This is a genomic window from Psychromonas aquimarina ATCC BAA-1526, assembly GCF_000428725.1.
GTDB lineage: Bacteria > Pseudomonadota > Gammaproteobacteria > Enterobacterales > Psychromonadaceae > Psychromonas > Psychromonas aquimarina.
The window spans coordinates 218,544-237,615 of sequence record NZ_KE386791.1 but is presented as its reverse complement, the minus strand read 5'-3'; the positions used below and the strand labels follow the sequence as shown (position 1 = coordinate 237,615).

16 protein-coding genes and 1 pseudogene are annotated in these 19,072 nt (G+C 44.9%); 9 read left to right on the top strand and 8 right to left on the bottom strand.

The annotated features are described in order from the left end of the window. Positions 1-50: 50 nt before the first annotated feature. On the bottom strand, positions 51-491 hold the full coding sequence (locus tag G337_RS0120490; RefSeq protein ID WP_028865493.1) for a tellurite resistance TerB family protein: 441 nt from the start codon (positions 489-491) through the stop codon (positions 51-53). A 316-nt stretch (positions 492-807) separates the two neighbouring features. Here G337_RS0120490 and G337_RS0120485 point away from each other — a divergent pair, with 316 nt between their 5' ends. The 3 genes from G337_RS0120485 to secF all read left to right on the top strand — a co-directional run bounded on the left by G337_RS0120485 (position 808) and on the right by secF (position 4,147). Continuing rightward, positions 808-1,329: a hypothetical protein gene (locus G337_RS0120485; RefSeq protein WP_028865492.1), complete on the top strand. Its 522-nt coding sequence runs from the start codon at positions 808-810 to the stop codon at positions 1,327-1,329. 104 nt (positions 1,330-1,433) lie between these two features. Then, positions 1,434-3,257: a protein translocase subunit SecD gene (gene secD / locus G337_RS0120480; RefSeq protein WP_028865491.1), complete on the top strand. Its 1,824-nt coding sequence runs from the start codon at positions 1,434-1,436 to the stop codon at positions 3,255-3,257. Beyond that, positions 3,257-4,147, top strand: coding sequence for a protein translocase subunit SecF (gene secF, locus G337_RS0120475; RefSeq protein ID WP_084605535.1), 891 nt, complete (start codon positions 3,257-3,259; stop codon positions 4,145-4,147). Before secD ends, secF begins: the two co-directional genes overlap by 1 nt. Positions 4,148-4,258: 111 nt before the next feature. Here the strand turns inward: secF and G337_RS28775 are convergent, their stop codons facing one another. Beyond that, positions 4,259-4,432: a hypothetical protein gene (locus G337_RS28775; protein ID WP_157619422.1), complete on the bottom strand. Its 174-nt coding sequence runs from the start codon at positions 4,430-4,432 to the stop codon at positions 4,259-4,261. A 106-nt stretch (positions 4,433-4,538) separates the two neighbouring features. On the opposite strand from G337_RS28775, the gene G337_RS0120465 reads away from it, so the two are divergent. Next, positions 4,539-7,514 (top strand): DUF748 domain-containing protein, encoded by a 2,976-nt coding sequence (locus G337_RS0120465; RefSeq protein WP_028865489.1) that lies wholly within the window; start codon positions 4,539-4,541, stop codon positions 7,512-7,514. A 97-nt stretch (positions 7,515-7,611) separates the two neighbouring features. Here G337_RS0120465 and G337_RS0120460 read toward each other — a convergent pair whose 3' ends face one another. From G337_RS0120460 to G337_RS0120435, 6 genes are all read right to left on the bottom strand, one after another. Continuing rightward, positions 7,612-8,091, bottom strand: a complete 480-nt coding sequence (locus G337_RS0120460; protein WP_028865488.1) for an FKBP-type peptidyl-prolyl cis-trans isomerase — start codon at positions 8,089-8,091, stop codon at positions 7,612-7,614. A gap of 153 nt (positions 8,092-8,244) precedes the next feature. Next, positions 8,245-9,276: a hypothetical protein gene (locus tag G337_RS26980; protein ID WP_051303462.1), complete on the bottom strand. Its 1,032-nt coding sequence runs from the start codon at positions 9,274-9,276 to the stop codon at positions 8,245-8,247. A 12-nt stretch (positions 9,277-9,288) separates the two neighbouring features. Next, complete coding sequence (locus G337_RS0120450) at positions 9,289-9,987, bottom strand: 4Fe-4S dicluster domain-containing protein (protein ID WP_028865487.1); 699 nt, start codon at positions 9,985-9,987, stop codon at positions 9,289-9,291. Positions 9,988-9,997: 10 nt separating this feature from the next. Next, entirely contained in the window at positions 9,998-12,541 is a 2,544-nt protein-coding gene (locus G337_RS0120445) for a molybdopterin-dependent oxidoreductase (RefSeq protein ID WP_028865486.1), read from the bottom strand. Positions 12,542-12,873: 332 nt separating this feature from the next. After that, a complete protein-coding gene (tdh, locus tag G337_RS0120440) occupies positions 12,874-13,902 on the bottom strand; it encodes an L-threonine 3-dehydrogenase (protein WP_425414447.1) in 1,029 nt (342 codons plus the stop codon). 17 nt (positions 13,903-13,919) lie between these two features. Next, entirely contained in the window at positions 13,920-15,113 is a 1,194-nt protein-coding gene (locus G337_RS0120435) for a glycine C-acetyltransferase (protein WP_028865484.1), read from the bottom strand. A gap of 289 nt (positions 15,114-15,402) precedes the next feature. Here G337_RS0120435 and G337_RS28430 point away from each other — a divergent pair. The 5 genes and pseudogenes from G337_RS28430 to G337_RS0120415 all read left to right on the top strand — a co-directional run. Further along, positions 15,403-15,687 (top strand): annotated as a pseudogene (locus G337_RS28430) (ethylbenzene dehydrogenase-related protein); the annotation flags it as partial. 214 nt (positions 15,688-15,901) lie between these two features. Further along, positions 15,902-16,243 (top strand): thiamine-binding protein, encoded by a 342-nt coding sequence (locus G337_RS0120430; protein WP_157619420.1) that lies wholly within the window; start codon positions 15,902-15,904, stop codon positions 16,241-16,243. Positions 16,244-16,354: 111 nt separating this feature from the next. After that, entirely contained in the window at positions 16,355-16,540 is a 186-nt protein-coding gene (locus G337_RS0120425) for a hypothetical protein (protein ID WP_028865482.1), read from the top strand. Positions 16,541-16,917: 377 nt separating this feature from the next. Then, positions 16,918-17,421 (top strand): DUF1097 domain-containing protein, encoded by a 504-nt coding sequence (locus tag G337_RS0120420; RefSeq protein ID WP_028865481.1) that lies wholly within the window; start codon positions 16,918-16,920, stop codon positions 17,419-17,421. Positions 17,422-17,530: 109 nt separating this feature from the next. Then, positions 17,531-18,988: a methyl-accepting chemotaxis protein gene (locus G337_RS0120415; protein WP_028865480.1), complete on the top strand. Its 1,458-nt coding sequence runs from the start codon at positions 17,531-17,533 to the stop codon at positions 18,986-18,988. Positions 18,989-19,072 lie beyond the last annotated feature (84 nt).

The window sequence follows — 19,072 nt, the reverse complement described above, 5'->3', positions numbered from 1 at the left end:
GTGTCCATTATTAAGAGGGACACCTTTTTTTATATTTACCTGTATTTCTTTTATGAAGGCATAACCGCCAGTTTAGTGCGGATAAACTCATTATGTCCTACATAAATTAAAGCGGCGACCTTACGAATAATCGATTCTTCAATCGGATCTAAATGATTGTCTGCATACGCAACTTCCCACATTGAACTTATTAATCTGATACGGGTTTCATTATCTAAATCACTTAACTGCGAGGTAAAGTCAAATAATGAATTTGATGATTTAATCTCTTCTTTACCGATTTCCAGGAGCTCCTGTGCCTTAACCGTTTCAATATGCAGGAGTTTGCTCAAGGTTCTGATCACAGCAGCTTCCTCTTTATGTGCAATCGAATGATTGGCATTACAAACCTCACACAGTAAAGAAACAATCGCGATTCTGTGATCCTCTTCTGAAGCTGATACATCTGTTTCTATAATTGAATTTAAAAAATCTTTAATCTTTGCAATCATTGCTAACTCTTTTATTTATATTAATGACTTATGCGCTTTAACTGCACAGAAGAACCTTTTTGCAGGACTTTACGAATAAGTTAAGGTTAAACTTAGAGCTGAAAATGACTATTAAGTTCCATTAACAACAAAAAACCAGCGGATAAGCAGTTAAATCAACCAACTTGCGTCCGCTGCAGATAAATTTATTTATCACTATTTCCGTTCAGGCATTGACAAATGTGATAATGATCACCATATTCTCTTTTCAAATCAATTCAAGTGGACAATTTTAGTGCGGAGTGTAAGAAGTCTTTTAATTTCTTTGCTGTTTTTAATGAGCTTTTGTGCTTATGCCGGCTCATGCACTCCGTTTGAAGAAGCACTCCAATCAAACCCGGCACAGTTAGCAGCTGACTTCTCAGTAGTAAAATCAGACGCTGAGCAGCAAGGTTCAATCCCGAAAAATGTAATTTCTCAGGATAACTCTCAACTCAAACACAGTCCGGTTAAACAAAATATAACTACAGGCAAACAGGCTGCGAATACACAGATAAAACTGTTAAGTCAAAAATTTCCAGCGCCAAAACAACAGCAGAAATTAAAAGGCGGGGTGCATGTTGATCCAGGACTGAACAGAGATGCTTACCTGCTCAGTGATTATCAACGCCAGCCGCTTTACCAGCTTGAAATTGAGTTTAATCCCCCGCTTCCCCCTACACAAAAATCTACTCCTTCATTTGCGGCCAATGATTTTCGTCCCTGGTTTTTATCAACTTCCAGCAGCTGCCCTGCACGTATTGCCGGCTGGAAAGAGAGTAACAGCCTTTACAGCGGCTCCATTACCTACCACAGCTAATTACTGCATCCTCACCAAAGTAATAAAAATTACCGCCGGCGTTAACTAACGCTGGAGACATTTTTTGTCGGCTTTTTCTGTCGACTATGCTGGATAGATCTCTTATGAAAGTAAAACCAAAAGTTATTAACCGCTATTCTAAATGGCAGTACCTGATCCTTATATTTACCATCGCCATGCTGTTTATCAGCGCATTGCCGAATATTTTCGGTCAGAATGCCGCGCTCAATATCCGCAGCAGATCTGATTCAATGCTTCCGGCGACCCAGGTTTACCGAATCCTGCAGGAGCAGGATATTCCGCTAACAAAAATTGATGTTAACAACAACGAGTTAACCGTCTTATTAAAAGACAATAACCAGCAGGCTAAAGCACAGAAGGTACTGCAGCGGGCACTCGGACATAAAACAACAGTGGCTATGTCGATGCACTCTGCATCACCAGCCTGGCTTAAAAGCCTGGGTTTGGAGCCGATAAAACTCGGCTTAGATCTGCGCGGCGGCGTACAGTTTCTGCTTAATGTTGATACAGATCAGGCACTACGTGACAAACTCACGCAGATGCAGGAGGAGATCCGAATTTCATTACGCGAATTAAAAATCAGAAACAGCACTGTGGTGATCAGCGGACTCGAGTCAATCGAAATCAACTCCCCTGGTATCAGCAGCCGGCTCAAAAGCCGCTTAAAAGCAGAACTGCAGGAGCTTTATCCTAATTTAAAAACTACTGTTCATGGCGGCGGACGCATCTCAGTCACCATTCCAGAGGCAGAGCAGCATTTAATTCGTCAGCTTACCCTGCAGGAAAACCTGCACACCCTTAGAGGCAGAATTGAAGCTTTAGGTATTACCGAAGCGGTAACACAGCGTCAGGGCCATGATCGAATTCGTATTGAACTGCCCGGCGTGCAGGATCCTGCCGAGGCAAAACGCGTAATCGGTGCTACTGCTTCACTTGAGTTTTACCCTGTGCTGGCAGGAGGCGGGCGACTCATAAAAACTCAGCGGGGAGAGACCATATCCATAGCACGTCAGCCGATATTAACCGGTCAGCATATCAGCGACGCACGCAGCGGCCGCGATGAGTTCGGCGGCGCACAGGTCAGTCTGACCCTGGATGCCAGCGGCGGCAAGTTAATGTCCAGCTTTACCCGTGACAATATCGGTAAACCGATGGCAACTCTGTATACCGAATATCGACAAGATGAAGACGGCAGCTTAATCAAAGAGAGTAAAGTGATTAATGTCGCCACCATTCGCGCTCACCTGGGCAGCCGCTTTCAGATCAGCGGTATGGAGAACTCCAAAGCGGCTCAGGAATTAGCACTGCTGCTTCGCGCCGGTTCCTTGTCTGCACCGGTTTCCATTATTGAAGAGCGCACCATAGGCCCTTCATTAGGACAGGATAATATTGAAAACGGCTTTGCAGCCCTGCTTCTTGGACTTGGTGTTATCGTTACCTTTATGGCCCTGTGGTATCGGCGCTTAGGATGGATTGCCAACCTTTCTCTGCTCACTAACCTGGTAATGCTGATCGGCCTGATGTCTTTACTGCCGGGAGCTGTACTGACTCTTCCCGGCATTGCCGGACTGGTATTAACTATTGGTATGGCGGTAGATACTAATGTACTTATTTTTGAACGTATTAAAGAGGAGTCTAAACGGGGACGCAGTTTAGCCATGGCGGTTGAGGCTGGATATCGCGGGGCACTAACCACCATTATGGATGCCAATATCACCACGATGATCTGTGCAGTAGTTTTATTTTCCATCGGTTACGGACCGGTAAAAGGTTTTGCTATTACCCTTGGTCTAGGTATTTTGACCAGTATCTTCACCGGTGTATTTACTTCCAGAGCATTAGTTAATTTAACCTTATTAAGAAAGAAAAAAACGTCACACAATCGTGCTTTACAGGGGGCAAAATAATGAATACTAAATTAACCAGATTACGTTTTTACGGCTGTGTATTAGGTTTAGCCGGTGTGCTTTTATCTCTTTCCGGTTTATTTACTTTTGGACTAAATCAGGGACTCGAATTTACCGGCGGTATTGTCACCGAGATCAGTACAACAGAAGTAGTTAATCTACAGGAGATGAATAATCAGGTCAGTCTGCTTCTCGGCCCGGAAGCCGCTGTTAACCTGATTGACGAGGGACATACCTGGAATATACGCCAGTCTCTATTAAAAAATCAGGATCTATCCTGGATAGCTCAGCTTGGAGCTAATACCGCTACGGAAACTACACTGCTGAACTCCAGTATAATAGGGCCGCAGGTTGGTGATGAACTGCTTGAACAAGGCGGCCTGGCTATGCTGGCTGCGGTTATAGCTATTTTTATCTATCTAGCATTTAGATTTGAATGGCGTTTTGCTTTTGGCGCAGTGCTGGCATTATTTCATGATGTGGTCATCATACTAGGTATCTTTGCCTGGAGCGGTCTGGAGTTTAATCTTACCGTATTAGCGGCAGTTCTGGCGGTTATTGGTTATTCACTCAATGACTCCATTGTCGTGGCTGATCGAATCCGCGAAATACTGCGCAGTAAGCCTAAACAAGCTGTATCGCAAAGCATTAATCAGGCGATTCAGTCAACCATGAGCCGAACCTTGATTACCTCGGGAACAACCTTAACCACTGTAGGGGCAATATGGCTGTTAGCGGGAAGGCCGCTTGAAGGCTTTTCCATTGCCCTGTTTTTCGGCATCGTAGTCGGTACTATCTCTTCTATTTGTGTCGCACCGACACTGCCTGAAAAGCTCGGTTTAAGCGCTGAGGATTATCAGCCGAAAGAGCCTGCGCCTGAGTTAATATAATACTAAGACTGCAGTTTATAACCACCAGCACTGTTACTGGTGGTTATTTTTAAGCTGTATGCAGAAACTGCCGCGGCAGTGAATCACTGCACAACTTAAGAAAGCCTAAAATTAAAAATCAGCCTCAAAAAGCAGGTGAATAGTATCGCTGTAGGTTTTTCCGGGCTGTGCGTCGGAAATATCCAGTGAAAACTGCCCCCTGCCCTGATAACGTTCAGCGCCCTTGTTTAAACCGGTGAATTGTTCGCCGTCAACATACACCGGGCTATTATGCTTTAAATCCATACTCTTCCCTGCTGCGATTGTAAATAACAGTATGGCTAGGCTATAATTTTTCTTTGAAACAGCACCATTCGAAAATAGTTCTTTTCTTAAAGAACAAGGATATAACGTGAAATATTTACAAAAATTATGCAGCCGACAATTCTACCGTTCCAGCCTTTTCTGGCTTTTATCACTGACAGCAGCATACAGCCTTGCCGGCTTTTTACTTTTACCCAATATTATTCACAAAACACTAGTTGAACAGGTTGATCAGCACCTCGGCTGGCGGGCTGAAATTGAAAAAATTGAGTTCAATCCCTATGCATTAACGCTGACAATCCATAATTTAAAAATACTGAATAAGCAGGCACAGGAGCAGCTGTCTTTTGCCCGCTATCATATGAATTTCGAACTGCGCTCACTTATAGAGGGTGCTTTTACCTTTGCCGACATTGAACTGACCGCTCCGAGCATCAAAGTAGAAATTGATAAAAACGGACTGACTAATTTCCAGCAGGCACTGCTGGAACAGAAAGCCAACAGCGCACCAACAGTAGAAGCTGAAACACAAGACAAAACAGACAGCGCTTTACCCAAACTGTTATTTGATAATATTAATGTTAGCGGCGGCGAGATTAGTATTGTTGACCATACTCCTGCTAAAACGGTTAAACATCAACTTAACCCTATTGCATTTAATTTAAAAAACTTATCCACCTACATTAAAGAAGACGGCAGCTATCAGCTCAATATCGCCCTGGGCGGCGGACAAACATTAAACTGGAGCGGTACTATCGGCCTTGCGCCCTTGCATTCCAGCGGCTCACTGAATATAAATGGTATTAGAGTACATAACTTCCGGGATTATCTCTCCGAACAAGCTCCCTATACTCTAGAGCATGCCCTTGCCGGCTTTAACGGTCAGTATGAGATAAGCATGGCAGGCGAGTCCGCTGAGCTGAAGATTCAACAAAGCACGATACAAATTAACGATATTAAGCTGGCTGATAAACAACAAGCACAGAGTTTTGCAGATATAAAAGCAGTTAAAATTGGTCCATTAGACTTTAATCTGGCAGAAAAAAGACTACAGGCAGAGTCAGTTAAAATTGATACAGCAAGTTTGCTGATTGAGCGTGACAAACAAGGGATGCTTAATATACTGGCGCCCTTCTCCGGCAGCTATGATTCAGAAAACACAACTGAAACAGCAGCAGAAGAGGCCCCTTCTCAATCACCTTTTCAGTGGTCGATTGCAGATGTTATTTTAACTAACAGCCAGGTTAACTTTGTTGATAAATATCCTAGTACAAAAGCACAAATAGAGGTCAACAGGATTAATTTTAACCTTGAAGGGCTCAACCAAGACTTAGGTGCTGATCTGCCTTTTAATCTATCCTACTATGTAAACAATTCCGGCAAAAACACTGTTAATGGTCAGGTAAAACCGCAGCCGCTCAAGCTGCAGGCACACTTAAAGATCAATGATTTTGCTTTACCCATGCTGCAGCCTTATATAAATGATCTAGCCAGAATCACTTTAGAGCAGGGAAAACTGTCAATGAACGGCGATCTTAACTTACACAAAGATCAGCAGGGAGAGATTCAAGGCGACTTTCAAGGAGGCTTTGATATAAGAGAGTTTAATAGTAAAGACCAGCTGCTTAAGCAGCGTTTAGTCGGTTGGCAGACTCTTGACATTGCTCCGGTAAAAGTTGATTTAAACCCGTTAAGCATTGCTGTGAACAAGGTGACATTAATAAAACCTTATCTGCGTTTAATCGTCACTGAACAGCGCAGTATTAATTTTGCACAGTTAGCAGTTGACAGTAAACAGGCGGACAAAGGCAAAAGCAAAAGCAGCAGTAAAGCAGATAAAAAGCAGCCGCTGCCGGTTAAAATAGATAAAATTGAACTTAAGGACGGCAGCGCCTATTTTGCGGACCTGTCGCTGCGCCCGCAGTTCGGCACCAGTATTCAAAATATGAACGGGTCAGTGGACGGCCTCTCTTCTGATAACCTGGCTCGTGCTGATGTGAATATCAGCGGCACCATTGAAGAATATGGAAAGATGCTGGTAAAAGGGAAAATAAACCCGCTCAGCGGCGATCTATATACAGATATCAATGCTGACTTTGACAAGATAGAACTCACCACGCTTACTCCCTATTCAGGCCGTTATGCCGGTTATGTTATTGATAAAGGTAAACTCAGCCTTAATCTAAATTACAAAATAGCCGACAGTTTACTCGATGGCCATAATCGTCTGATTCTAGATCAGTTTGAGTTAGGCTCTACGGTAGACAGCGACGAATCACTGGATCTGCCGCTTAAACTAGCACTGGCACTGTTTAAAGACAGTGACGGAATCATTGATATCAGCCTTCCAACCAAAGGTGATATGAATGATCCGGATTTTGCGGTCGGCGGTTTAGTGATGAAAGCATTTATGAATGTGCTCAGTAAAGCAGTCACTTCACCCTTTTCTATGATAGCTGATCTGGTTGGAGGTGATCCTGATAAACTGAACTCTGTGGCATTTGCTCCCGGCAGTGCGGCCTTAACTGCAGATCAGACAGCTCAGCTGGATACACTTGCGGAGGTATTAAACAAACGTCCACAATTGATCCTGGAAATCCGCGCTATAGTTGATGAAAAGCAAGACGGCGAGGTATTAAAACAGATAAAAATGGATAAGCTGTTAAAAGAATCCGGTGCCGACAATGAAGAACAGCATAAACGTATCTCGGTGCTGGAACAGCAGTTAACCAAGCATAATGGAGAAAAAGAGCTTGCCGGACTACAAAGTGATATGCACACAGAAACGGCAGCAGTAAAAGAGAACTCAGAAAACAAAACTAAGCAGCTGCAGGCTGCAGCCGATAAATATGAGCAGTCACTTTATCAGGCTCTGTTAACCAGGCAGCCTCTGTCCAGTCTGGAGTTAAGCACTCTGGCTCAGCAGCGGATCAGTATTATCAAAGCGCAGCTGATTAAACACGACAAAGTAGCCAATGGGCAGGTATTTGCTTTACAGCCGTCACTAGACGGCCAAGCAGTCAATAATACTATTTCTACAACCTTTACGTTGACCACTAAATAGCCAGAAAAAGTACAATAGGAAAGTCTAAAAACAAGCGGAGAACAAAGCGCAGACAAGAAGGTCATTAACTATTAATGACCTTTTTTAATCAATAAATCTAATGCCCGCAGCCGCCGGCGCCATGCACATGACCATGGCTGATCTCTTCATCTGTTGCAGCACGTACCGATACAATCTCAATGACAAAGGTTAATGTTTTACCGGCAAAGGGATGGTTTAAATCGCAGTCGGCATTAAAACGCCCAACTTTTACGATTGTTACCTGCTGACGGCCTTGATTTGATTCAACAACAGCTGTCATACCCGGCTTCCAGACCTTAGCCCCCTGCAGATGTTTAATTGGAATACGCTGCAGACCACCTTCTCTACGCTGACCGTAAGCCTGCTCAGGTTTAAGTGTCACCTGCAGTTTGTCACCGCTGGTTTTACCTTCGAGTTGTTTTTCTAAGGTTTCAAACAGACCGTCATGACCATGCAGATAAACTAACGGCTCACTCTGGAAACTGTTTTCAAGCTCCTGATCTGCTTCACTTAAAACATAATGAAACTGTACAACTGAATTTTTACTTATAAGCATAATGATTCTCTTTTTTAATGAGCCTGCATTGTACTGATTAACAGCATGATAACCAATATCATTATAAGCAAGTGTAGAAAATTTCAATTGACGCATAAACAAAAACCGGCGCAGCCAGGCCGCACCGGTTTTACTCACTGCTGTTCACGGCATTTAGTCTGCAGAGCCGCCCGGACGTAGTGCCAGCCGGTTAAATAAGAAGAAGCAAAGATAAGCAACGGAGCAGCCGAATATAAGAATCGCTATTTCAGCTGTATTGGGCATATAGCTCTGCACCGCACCTAACCAGGTTTGTTTCGGACCTAATACCTGCATCTGTCCCTGAATAACAAAGAACAACTCCACCAGCAGCACAGTCGGCAAAGCGATCAGCGCACTCAGTGCCGGTTTTACTTTATAAGCAAGTAATGCGCCCAGCAGCAGCAGCGGCATCCACAACTGCACCCAGACTATTTCCGCCACAACCGTACTGCGGGAAGAATACAAATACAGGGTAAACAAAAACAACGCCAGGCCGGCAAGCATGCTTCTGCCGGGCAGCTGCAGCACTTCCCGCGCCTGTTCTTTAAACAGCAGCGGCGCTAAGCTCATACCGCTTGCCAGAGCACAAAGCAGGGTAAGCACCGACGCATCCGCACCTTGATAACCAGTACGGCCGACTGCCGTTCCGAATACACTGCCTAATACTAAAGCGGCGGCCACGGCCACGCACAATGCAGCTGAGGTTAACCACAACTCAGAACCCAGCGGCCGGCCGCGCAGCAAGGCGTAATATTTAATACCAAGCAGCAGCAGTTCCACGGCATACAGTGTTCCCATCCACCAGATAGGTGAACTCAGGTTAGGGCTGAACAGCAGCCAGACAACATGCAGCGGAGAACCCATTTCAGCAGTCAAGGCGGCAAAAGCACCTATCAGCAGAGACAGGGCTGCAGTCAATAAGACCGGCTTGTGTGCTATAACAGCCTTGTTGTTCAACAGCTCACCTGCTGTCATTAGGATAGATATACCTGTGCTGGTCAAGGCCAGGAATATGTAGGCTACCAGGGGTAATGTCCAGAACAGAGCGTCATTGGTCACAAACATTGGACCGACAAACCATTCCATTAAAGCAAAATACCCCCCGAACAATAATCCGGCAGCAGACAGCGCCAACAACATTTTATTGAAGTTTGCAGTTTTCATGTTTCTCTCCTATCAGCGGTTTTCCGGAGTATAACGGCGGATATAAAACACCTTGCTTCCGGTACCCAGCTCTGGTTTAAGCGGCTTGCCGTCATACTTGCGGATCAGCATCGAAACTTCACTATTGGGATCATCAAGATCACCTACTACCCGGGCGTTCGAAGGACAGGCGTCCACGCAAACTGGATTCAGCCCGACTTTAAGTCGATGGTCGCAGAAGTTACATTTTTCAACCGTGCCGCGCGACCGCATTAACGGGTAGCTGCCGCCGCGTTCGGGATTACTAAGCGGACTGCCTTCTCCGCCTGCCTCTGCAAGCATAACCGACGGCGTAAAAGTACCAGCGGCCAGCCCTTTATTTTCCTGCCATTCCTGATGCGGGCGCTGCCAGTTAAAGCTTATCACTCCGTAGGGACAATTCTCCATACAGGCTTTACAGCCGATACACTTTTCCTGTTCGTGAAGAGTCAATCCTCCCTCTCCTTTATGCATCGCCTGTGTCGGGCAGCCTTTAACACAAGGAGCATCGTCGCAGTGATTACACATAGTTGACAGATATTCAAAACGAACATCTGGAAATTGACCGCTGCTTGTAATTATCTTGTCACACCAGTTAATCTCGGGCGGCGTATGATTTTCAGCTTTACAGGCGAAAACACAACCGGCACAACCCACACATTTTTGTTGATCGATTACCATTCCATAACGCATTGTCAGCCTCCTAGACTTTCTCTACCCGGACACCAATCTGACCGTAAAAGGCAGAGGATCCAGACAATTGCTCATATACCGGTGGTAGTAATTCGTTATTATTGCCGCCGAAGGGGGTTTTACCAAACTGCTGCGATGCTGTCCTGCCATAGGCCCAATGCCCCTGACCAAAAGCTTTAGCAACGGTACCGGGCCGAACGCCTTCGAACAGAGCCGCCTGACAAGTGATACTTCCCTGCAGCGAGGTGATACGGATGGTATCTCCGTCACTAATTCCCAGCTTCTGCGCATCTAAGGGATTGAGTTTAGCCGCATCAGCAAGTTTGTGTGATCCGGGATCAATATCCAGATTGTACTGGTACCAGGCAGTGTTTGCCGAACGGCCCTCGCGGTTTAAGCGTGACTTATAATCAACAAATAACATCGGGAATTTACTTTCATCACCAAAGCGGTACGGAGTCTCGTAATGGGGGATAAAAGCCAGCTCGCCGCGTGCTAAATAACCGGTAGCCTGCATTACTCCATCGACATCAGTATGGTGTTTTTTAGCGTGCTTCTGCAGCGCGTATTTGAGCGTTTCACTGTAAAACTCAAACTTTTTGCTCTTCGTTTTCATATGGCTCCAGCGTTTACGGAATGCATACGGTTTGGAATTCCAGATGCCTTTCTCCATAAACTCCTGCCAGCCGCTGAGGTGATCCCCTTCCTTATATTTAGCCGGATCCCAGAACGTCTGCGTGAGTATTTTAGTTGCATACAGGGCGACTTCATCTGCACTGGTCGGCTCTCTGCCCGTTTCCGGATCCTTAAATTCAGTTTTAAGGTAGTTAAGCGGATTTTCAAAACCCCGCTTCGCTAATTCCTCAGCTAATAACCACGGCAGGCCGCACTCATCTTCAACTGACATACCCAGGCGTTTTACCGCAGGCTGACTAATGGACACCTGGGTGTAGCGGTTACCTGCGGTTTTCTGAATTCCCCAGCGTTCAAACATAAAATGCGGCGCCGGAAGAATCAGATCCGCGTAATAACTGAATTCACTGATATTAGTGGTGAGATGGGTGACAAATGAGACTTTCTTAAGGGCTTTTTCCCACTGCTGCCCGCCTGGTGCCGAAAAAGTAAAGTTATTAAAATAGCCAAGTACAAACTCCGGCAGATAAGGGTCTTCACTAAGAATACTCTCAGCAACCGCGGCTGTAACCACACCTCCCCCGCTTTTACCTTTTTTAAGAGCAGGATATTCCAGACGTCCGCGGCGGTCTATTTTCTCCATTTTCAGGCCGTGCGAACCGACCTCATCAACATATTTCTTAGAAGACGGCATCTTTCCTAGAGGAACCGAAGCCCACTTAAGCACCCCGCCTTCCTGATCAATACTGCCCAGTAAACCATTAAGTGCATGCAGGGCGATCGCGGTATAGCCGCCTCTATGCTGCATCTGAGCACCACGGGAACGCCAGATCTGTACTTTTGGAGCAGCATCGGCTAGTTTGACTGCAATACGCCGTATCTGCTCTGCTTTAATACCGCATAATTCGGCAGCCCATTCCGGAGTACGATCCTTAAGCTCTAAATTCCACCATTCAACCAGTCCCAGGGTATGCTGTTCTTTGAAACTATCAGGCTCGACCTCACTACCGGCAATAAAACGATTTTTTCCGTCAACAAAGTCACCGACAAAGGGGCGGTGCCAGCCGCCGTTTACCATAACCTGATGCGCCAGTGCCAGACCCAGCGCAGCATCCTGCCCCGGAACGACAGGCAGCCACTCATCGGCCTTAGCGGCAGACGCTGAGAAGCGCGGATCAACAATCGCAACCTGAGCACGATCCAGGGTATTACCCCACTCCTTACAATAGTAGGAAACCTGACGGTTGGAACTGAGAGGGTCTACACCAAAGGAGAGGATATAACGGGTATCCTTAATATCGTACTGACGGTATCCCCAGTTACCCTCGGTAAAGAAACTGCCTAATTTGTCAGCTTCTGCACACAGGGCACTGTGGGTAATGGCATTAGGCGAGCCCATCACCTGAGTAAAGTTTTTAATGAGCAGATCACTAAGATAGGAGTAACGGCCGCGAAGTGCTACATAACGATGGGTTTCATTTTGTTCACGCAGGGCCATAAACTGGTCTGCCATCAGTTTGATCGCTTCTTCCCAGCTGATCGATTTAAACTGCGGATCAATCCCGCGGCCTTTTTCCGGATTGCCGCGCAGCATAGGTGTGCGTACGCGATCCGGATCATAAAGCTCCTGCAGTGCCAGATACTGACGCGGACAGCTTGCCGTACCATGCACTTTAGAATATTCGTTACCGCGAATATGCAGCGCACGGCCGTCCTGAATATATACCTGCTTAGCGCAGAAAGAGGTACAGCCGTTACAAGTAGTTCCCACCCATTTGCCGCTGCCTGGTGCATACACCACACCTGCCTTAGCCATCGCAGCCATAATCAGCTTAGGGGCAAACAGTGAAGCCAGCGCTAAACTGCCTGTACCCAGCAGCAGCTGACGCCTCGATAGTTTCCAACCGTCCTTTGTGTCCATAAACTTATCTCCAATTCACCTTGTTTAAAAACCGGATGCAGTGGGAGAGAAATTTAAATATTACCAGTCAGTCACACCGCTGAAGTGGCCATAGCTGACAGAAGCGCCATGGATCTTTTTAACTATAGTACGACTAAACATTAACCATCGGATAAATAAGGGAATTATGATAAAGATCAAAAATTGTAGAAAAAACAATCAAAAGCGGGAGGTTTAGATAAGTAAAGGTTAAAAGCAGTGCTTAAGGCTGAACAGGAATAAAAACAGCAGTAAACATTTTAAACTTACTGCTGTTTGTTAATAATTAATCAGGGAGTTAACTGTCTCGTCCGTTAGACTGTCCAGTCTAAAATGACTTTACCGGACTGTCCGGAACGCATCATATCGAAACCTTCCTGGAACTGCTCAACAGGGTAAGTATGGGTTATCATCTCGCTTAAATCTAAACCAGACTGAATCAGACTGGCCATTTTATACCAGGTTTCAAACATTTCTCGGCCGTATATGCCTTTAATAATCAAACCTTTAAAGATAACCATATTCCAGTCAACGGTCATATCTGCAGGAGGAATGCCCAGCAGTGAAATCTTACCGCCATGGGTCATATTAGCCAGCATGCTGTTAAAAGCAACCGGCGCTCCAGACATCTCCAGCCCGACATCAAAACCTTCCGTCATACCTAATTCTGCCATAACATCTTCGAGTTTCTGCTCCGCGACATTCACTGCACGCGTTACGCCCATTTTTCGAGCTAAAGACAAGCGGTATTCATTAACATCCGTGATCACCACATGCCGCGCACCAACGTGTTTAGCAACAGCTGCCGCCATAATGCCAATGGGGCCGGCTCCAGTAATTAATACATCTTCACCGACAATATCAAATGACAGTGCAGAGTGAACCGCATTACCCAGCGGATCAAAAATAGCGGCTAAATCATCAGAAATACCATCGGGGATCTTAAAAGCATTAAAAGCCGGAATGACTAAATACTCCGCAAAAGCACCGGTGCGGTTAACACCGACACCAATTGTATTACGGCACAGGTGCGTTCGCCCGCCGCGGCAGTTTCGACAGTGACCGCAGGTTATATGCCCTTCTCCGGAAACCCGGTCACCAACGCTGAAACCTCTGACTTCCTGGCCCATGCCGACCACTTCACCAACATATTCATGGCCGACCACCATAGGCACTGGAATGGTTTTCTGTGACCAGTCATCCCAGTTATAGATATGTACATCGGTGCCGCAGATAGCTGTTTTATGGATCTTAATAAGCAGATCATTATGACCGGGCTCAGGTTTATCAACTTCGGTCATCCAGATGCCGACTTGCGGCTGTAATTTTGCAAGTGCTTTTATTTTCATGGTTATGGCCCTTAAATTAATCCCATCTCTTTACCTACTTCAATAAACACAGCAATAGCACGATCCAGCTGCTCTCGAGAGTGGGCTGCTGACATCTGTGTGCGGATACGCGCCTGTCCCTTTGGTACAACAGGGAAGGAGAAAGCAATTACGTAAATACCCTTGTGCAGTGCTCTTTCTGCGAATTCAGCGGCAACTTTAGCATCACCGAGCATAATAGGAATAATCGCATGGTCACATCCTGCCATGGTAAAACCGGCTTCAGTCATGCTGGTGCGGAAATGCGCGGCATTTTCCCATAGCTTATCACGCAGATTAGCGCTGTCAGCCAGCAGATCAATCACTTCAATTGATGCGGCTACAATGGCTGGTGCTAACGAGTTAGAAAAAAGGTAAGGACGAGAACGCTGGCGTAACCAGTCAATCACCTCTTTTTTGCCCGCCGTGTAGCCGCCGGATGCGCCGCCCATGGCTTTGCCAAGAGTACCGGTAATAATATCAATACGGTCAATCACATCATGGTACTCATGAGTGCCGCGGCCGTTATCGCCCATAAACCCAACCGCATGAGAGTCATCAACCATCACTAATGCATTGTACTTATCAGCCAGATCACAAATTGCAGGCAGATTTGCCACCACGCCGTCCATAGAGAAAACACCGTCGGTCACAATCAGTTTATGACGAACGCCGGCCTGATCGGCATCAATCAGCTTCTGCTCTAATTCAGTCATATCGTTATTAGCGTAACGGTAACGTTTCGCTTTACATAAACGCACACCGTCAATAATTGATGCATGGTTAAGCGCATCAGAAATAATGGCATCCTGTGCATCGAGAATAGTTTCAAACAGACCGGTATTTGCATCAAAACAAGAGGTATAAAGAATAGTATCTTCCATGCCCAAAAATGTTGAAAGCTTTGCTTCTAACTCTTTATGTTTATCCTGTGTTCCGCATATAAAACGCACAGAAGCCATACCGAATCCCTGCTCGTCTAATCCTTTTTTTGCCGCATTAATCAGCGAAGCATTATTAGCTAAACCTAAATAGTTATTCGCACAGAAATTTAAAACCTCTTCACCGCCGGTAATAGAAACACTTGCCTTTTGTGCTGAAGTAATAATACGCTCTGATTTATACAGGCCTTCATTTTTTACCTGTTCAAGCTGCTGATTAATTTGCTCATAAAATTTATTAGACATCACATACCACGCATTAAAAGAATTAGAATAAAAGAATAAGTCCCGCTCGCCGGAATATTTAACGGCGGCAGAGTTTAATAACGCCTTTATAACAAAAAAAAGCACTTGGTGTTAATCATTTACACAACAGTTTTTAAACTGCATCACAGATATGCATCTATAACTCAGGCTAGTGAATTTATAACGAATAAAAAACCTTCTAAAACATAAACTTTTTAAGCTTTACGTTAATATAATCAGAGTGCCGCAGAACGCCGTATTCAAGCAGTAAACAGGGGTTAAAGAAGGTCAGTATCTGCTGGGACGTTTAAACCGTAAAGGAGAAGGCTCTGCAGGTACTAATCAGGAAGCTGCATCCTTATGGAAAGATGGTAAATATACCGTCATCTTTAAACGCAAACTCGATACTGGTTTTCCTGAAGACGATAAGAGAATAAAAATAGGCGGTACCTATGATTTCAATATTGCAATTCATGACGGTCAGGCAACAACCCGCTATCATTATGTAACATTAACCTTCACACTAGGCATTGGTGACAATGCACAGGGCAGCGTGGTAAGTACTCAGCAGTAATTCCTCAATTTAATACCGGTTTTACTGTAAAAAACCGGTATCTTAAATTTACCTGCGCAGCATATTCAAGCTTAGAGCATAATTTCTGCACCAGCTTTTCGTCTGAAAAACTGAGCTTAGTACATTAATATATACCCGTTATAATTGCCGGGCTGCTTTGCAGCATTGACTAAAATTAATATTTCTAATTAAAAATAACCTTAGGATGAATAAATTGACCACATTATCACCAGCCGAAAATGAAGTTTTCTTAGCGTTTCAAGTTATCCCAAGACTCAAAGAGGGTAATAATTTTGAAGTAGTCGATAAAGCCATTGAAGTTGTAAGGCAAGCTGACGTGCCCTATCAGGTAGGCGCGATGGAAACAACAATGACAGGGGAATTAAACCAGCTGCTTGATATTGTTAAAAATGCCCAGCAAGCCTGTTACGACGCCGGTGCTTTAGAAGTTATTACAAATATCAAAATTCACAGCCGAACACCCGAAGCAACGGATACATTTTGTACCTATCATCGCGGTGTTACACCTGCAAACCATATGTTTGTTAAAAAATAACAACATATTATTTTAAATAAATATGAAATTTATTGTGATCTGCCCCGTTCTTTTATTGTATAAGAAATACATTTCTTACGTATTTCTTCAGCTTGAAAAGGAGAGGTGATTATGATCAGGTTAATTAGTTTATTTGCGGCCGCGGTTTTAGGCGCATCACTATTTACTGCACCCGCTTCAGCTTTATCAAACACACAGCAGATTAATAACGATATCGTTTATTCTGAATGTGTAGTAAAAGTTGGTGCTGAAAAATTTGCGTGTCTACGTAAGTTAAGCGGACGTGACCGTAAATAATAATTTTATATATACCCTTAGCTTAATAAATGCAGTCGTCAGGGCAATACAAAAGACACTTTGCCCTGCAGGATTCTACCTTAGTTATTTCACTTGATAATGCTACCAGCTTAAGACTGCATTTAAGTCCCGATACAGCGCTACCCTTCAGAGTTCAGAACTCACTGCCCTTTTACTATTAACAACATATTTTGTAAACGATTACAGGAGAAACCCGAGTATTGATCATTCTATAGAGCCAGATCGCATTTTCTACGCTGTTGAGTAAATAGACTGCCTGCGAATAAGCACTGATCACGGCAGATCAATGCAGATAAAAACATCACCGCATGCGGTATTGTTTAATAAATAATTAGTTAATGGCAATAAGGGTAATCATGGAAAATCGTTGGCAAATCGCGTTATCAGCAGGAATTCTAGCAGCAGTATGGTGCGGCATCGCAGATCTGTTTCATCTTGTCACCTGGATAGGTTTTTTAGGCTGCAGTACCTATTTTGCGCAGCCGAACTCCAATTTTAAAGGAGTTGTTGTTACCTGGTGTACAACACTGTCCGGTGTTTTATGGGCATGGTTAATTATCAACGGAAGCAGCTATTTCGACACGCCGTTTATGGGTTATATTTTCACAGGAATAGCAACTTCAGCCATGTGTTTACAGGCCAGTCATCAAAAATTCTCTTTTATTCCTGGCGCATTTATCGGCTGCTGCATAACATTTGCAGTAGGCGGAGATGTTGTAATTATTATACCGGCATTAATAATCGGCGCCCTGCTGGGTTATTCGATGACATTATTTACCGGTCAGCTGATCAGCATTACCCGCAAATGGCAGAAAATGACTGAAATGAGCAAAATAACTACAAAGGCAAGGACAGAGTAGTTTGACTAATTTTGCGCTGCAGCTCCAATATAGGAACTGCAGGCAAACAGAGTTTCTGTAACACGTTATACTTATATTTTTTCTTAATAGAATTACGTTGGTAACCAATATGAAACAGATTGAATTTAGAAAAATTGACGCGCTGATGATAAAGCTGAGTCTAAATGGAAAGTTTTTTCTACTTTGCTCTCTTGTGGCTGTGATCACCACCACTATTGCACTGTTCAACTTAAATCAGGTGAAACAACAAACCGCCGTAAGCTCACAGGCCAGAGCTCAGGCAATGGTAGACAGCTTCGCGCAGGTCGCATCTAAACAGAGCCTGGAGACTGATGCACTGAGCGAATTTGCCAGACAACATAATCTGCAGCTGACCTCGCAGCTGAACAGTTCCCGTCAGGGAGATTCAGTAACCGTAAGCGCCCCCGTAGGCCGCCGTTATCTTCAACTGAGCACTAATGTCAGCGGCTGGGAGCAGCAGGCGTTAGATGATGCAGGTTTGATGTTATGGGTTGCCCTTCTGGGATTACTGCCGTTGTTTCAATTAAGCTACTGGACATCAACATCGCTGGGAGGCGGTTTATGGGATATGTATATCGCCATCAAACGTTTAGCCGACGGTGACTTATCACAGCGCCTTAATTTCTTTGGTGTTGATGATTTCAGTATGATCGCCACTGAAATTGACCGCAGTGCCGATAATATGAGCGAGATGGTCACGGCAATTGGAAATAATGCAGCCAGCCTTGCGGAAGCTGCTGATGAATTTAATCAGCAGGCACAGCAGAGTGAAGAGCTGATCAGTCTGCAGCATCAGTTCTTAGATACAGTATCAGTTGCTATGGAGCAGATGACAGCGGCCATAGAGGATGTTTCCCGCAACGCGGCTAATACTTCTCTGCAGACCAAAGACAATTCCGGTCAGGCGGCTTCCAGTAAAGAGCAGATCTCTCAGGCTGTGATCAGAATTTCAACCCTGGTCAATAAAATTGACTCAGCCTCCGAATCAGTTTCACAGTTGTCAAATAATGCTTCGGAAATCGGGGTGGTAGTCACCACTATTAACGCCATTTCTGAACAGACTAACTTACTGGCATTAAATGCAGCCATTGAAGCGGCGCGTGCAGGTGAGCAGGGCCGCGGTTTTGCTGTTGTGGCCGATGAAGTTAGAACCTTAGCAGGCCGTACCCAGCAGGCAACGGTTGAAATCCAGTCTATGATTGAAGGTCTGCAGTCCGGCTCGGCAACGCTTTCAAAAGTAACCGATGAAATTGTTGAACAGGCAGATAAAGGACGCGACTCGATTGTTTCCGTTGGCGACGATGTTGAGTCAATGGCGGCTTCAACCAGTGATGTGTTCGATATGAGCTCACAAATTGCAGCATCAGCAGAAGAGCAGAGTGTATCCGCCCGAGAAATCAGCTCGCAGCTTAATGATATTAGAGAGCAGTCAGAAACCATTAGACAGACAGCACAGCGGTCGGTGACTTTAGCATCGGATCTGAGTAAATCATCTGTGCAGCTGGAAGGAATACTTTCTCAGTATCAGCTGCCCGAGAACAGCTGAATACTCACTCGAGTATCCCCTTCAAAATGCGGCTTCCTTTTCCTAACAATAGAAAAAGGGAGCCGCGGCTCCCTCTTCCAGTAT

What these genes read in the sequence shown, in the direction of transcription:
- G337_RS0120490 (WP_028865493.1), bottom strand. Translation starts at nt 491, where the DNA reads ATGATTGCAAAGATTAAAGATTTTTTAAATTCAATTATAGAAACAGAT.
- G337_RS0120485 (WP_028865492.1), top strand. Translation starts at nt 808, where the DNA reads ATGAGCTTTTGTGCTTATGCCGGCTCATGCACTCCGTTTGAAGAAGCA.
- secD (WP_028865491.1), top strand. Translation starts at nt 1,434, where the DNA reads ATGAAAGTAAAACCAAAAGTTATTAACCGCTATTCTAAATGGCAGTAC.
- secF (WP_084605535.1), top strand. Translation starts at nt 3,257, where the DNA reads ATGAATACTAAATTAACCAGATTACGTTTTTACGGCTGTGTATTAGGT.
- G337_RS28775 (WP_157619422.1), bottom strand. Translation starts at nt 4,432, where the DNA reads ATGGATTTAAAGCATAATAGCCCGGTGTATGTTGACGGCGAACAATTC.
- G337_RS0120460 (WP_028865488.1), bottom strand. Translation starts at nt 8,091, where the DNA reads ATGCTTATAAGTAAAAATTCAGTTGTACAGTTTCATTATGTTTTAAGT.
- G337_RS26980 (WP_051303462.1), bottom strand. Translation starts at nt 9,276, where the DNA reads ATGAAAACTGCAAACTTCAATAAAATGTTGTTGGCGCTGTCTGCTGCC.
- G337_RS0120450 (WP_028865487.1), bottom strand. Translation starts at nt 9,987, where the DNA reads ATGCGTTATGGAATGGTAATCGATCAACAAAAATGTGTGGGTTGTGCC.
- G337_RS0120445 (WP_028865486.1), bottom strand. Translation starts at nt 12,541, where the DNA reads ATGGACACAAAGGACGGTTGGAAACTATCGAGGCGTCAGCTGCTGCTG.
- G337_RS0120435 (WP_028865484.1), bottom strand. Translation starts at nt 15,113, where the DNA reads ATGTCTAATAAATTTTATGAGCAAATTAATCAGCAGCTTGAACAGGTA.
- G337_RS0120425 (WP_028865482.1), top strand. Translation starts at nt 16,355, where the DNA reads ATGATCAGGTTAATTAGTTTATTTGCGGCCGCGGTTTTAGGCGCATCA.
- G337_RS0120420 (WP_028865481.1), top strand. Translation starts at nt 16,918, where the DNA reads ATGGAAAATCGTTGGCAAATCGCGTTATCAGCAGGAATTCTAGCAGCA.
- G337_RS0120415 (WP_028865480.1), top strand. Translation starts at nt 17,531, where the DNA reads ATGAAACAGATTGAATTTAGAAAAATTGACGCGCTGATGATAAAGCTG.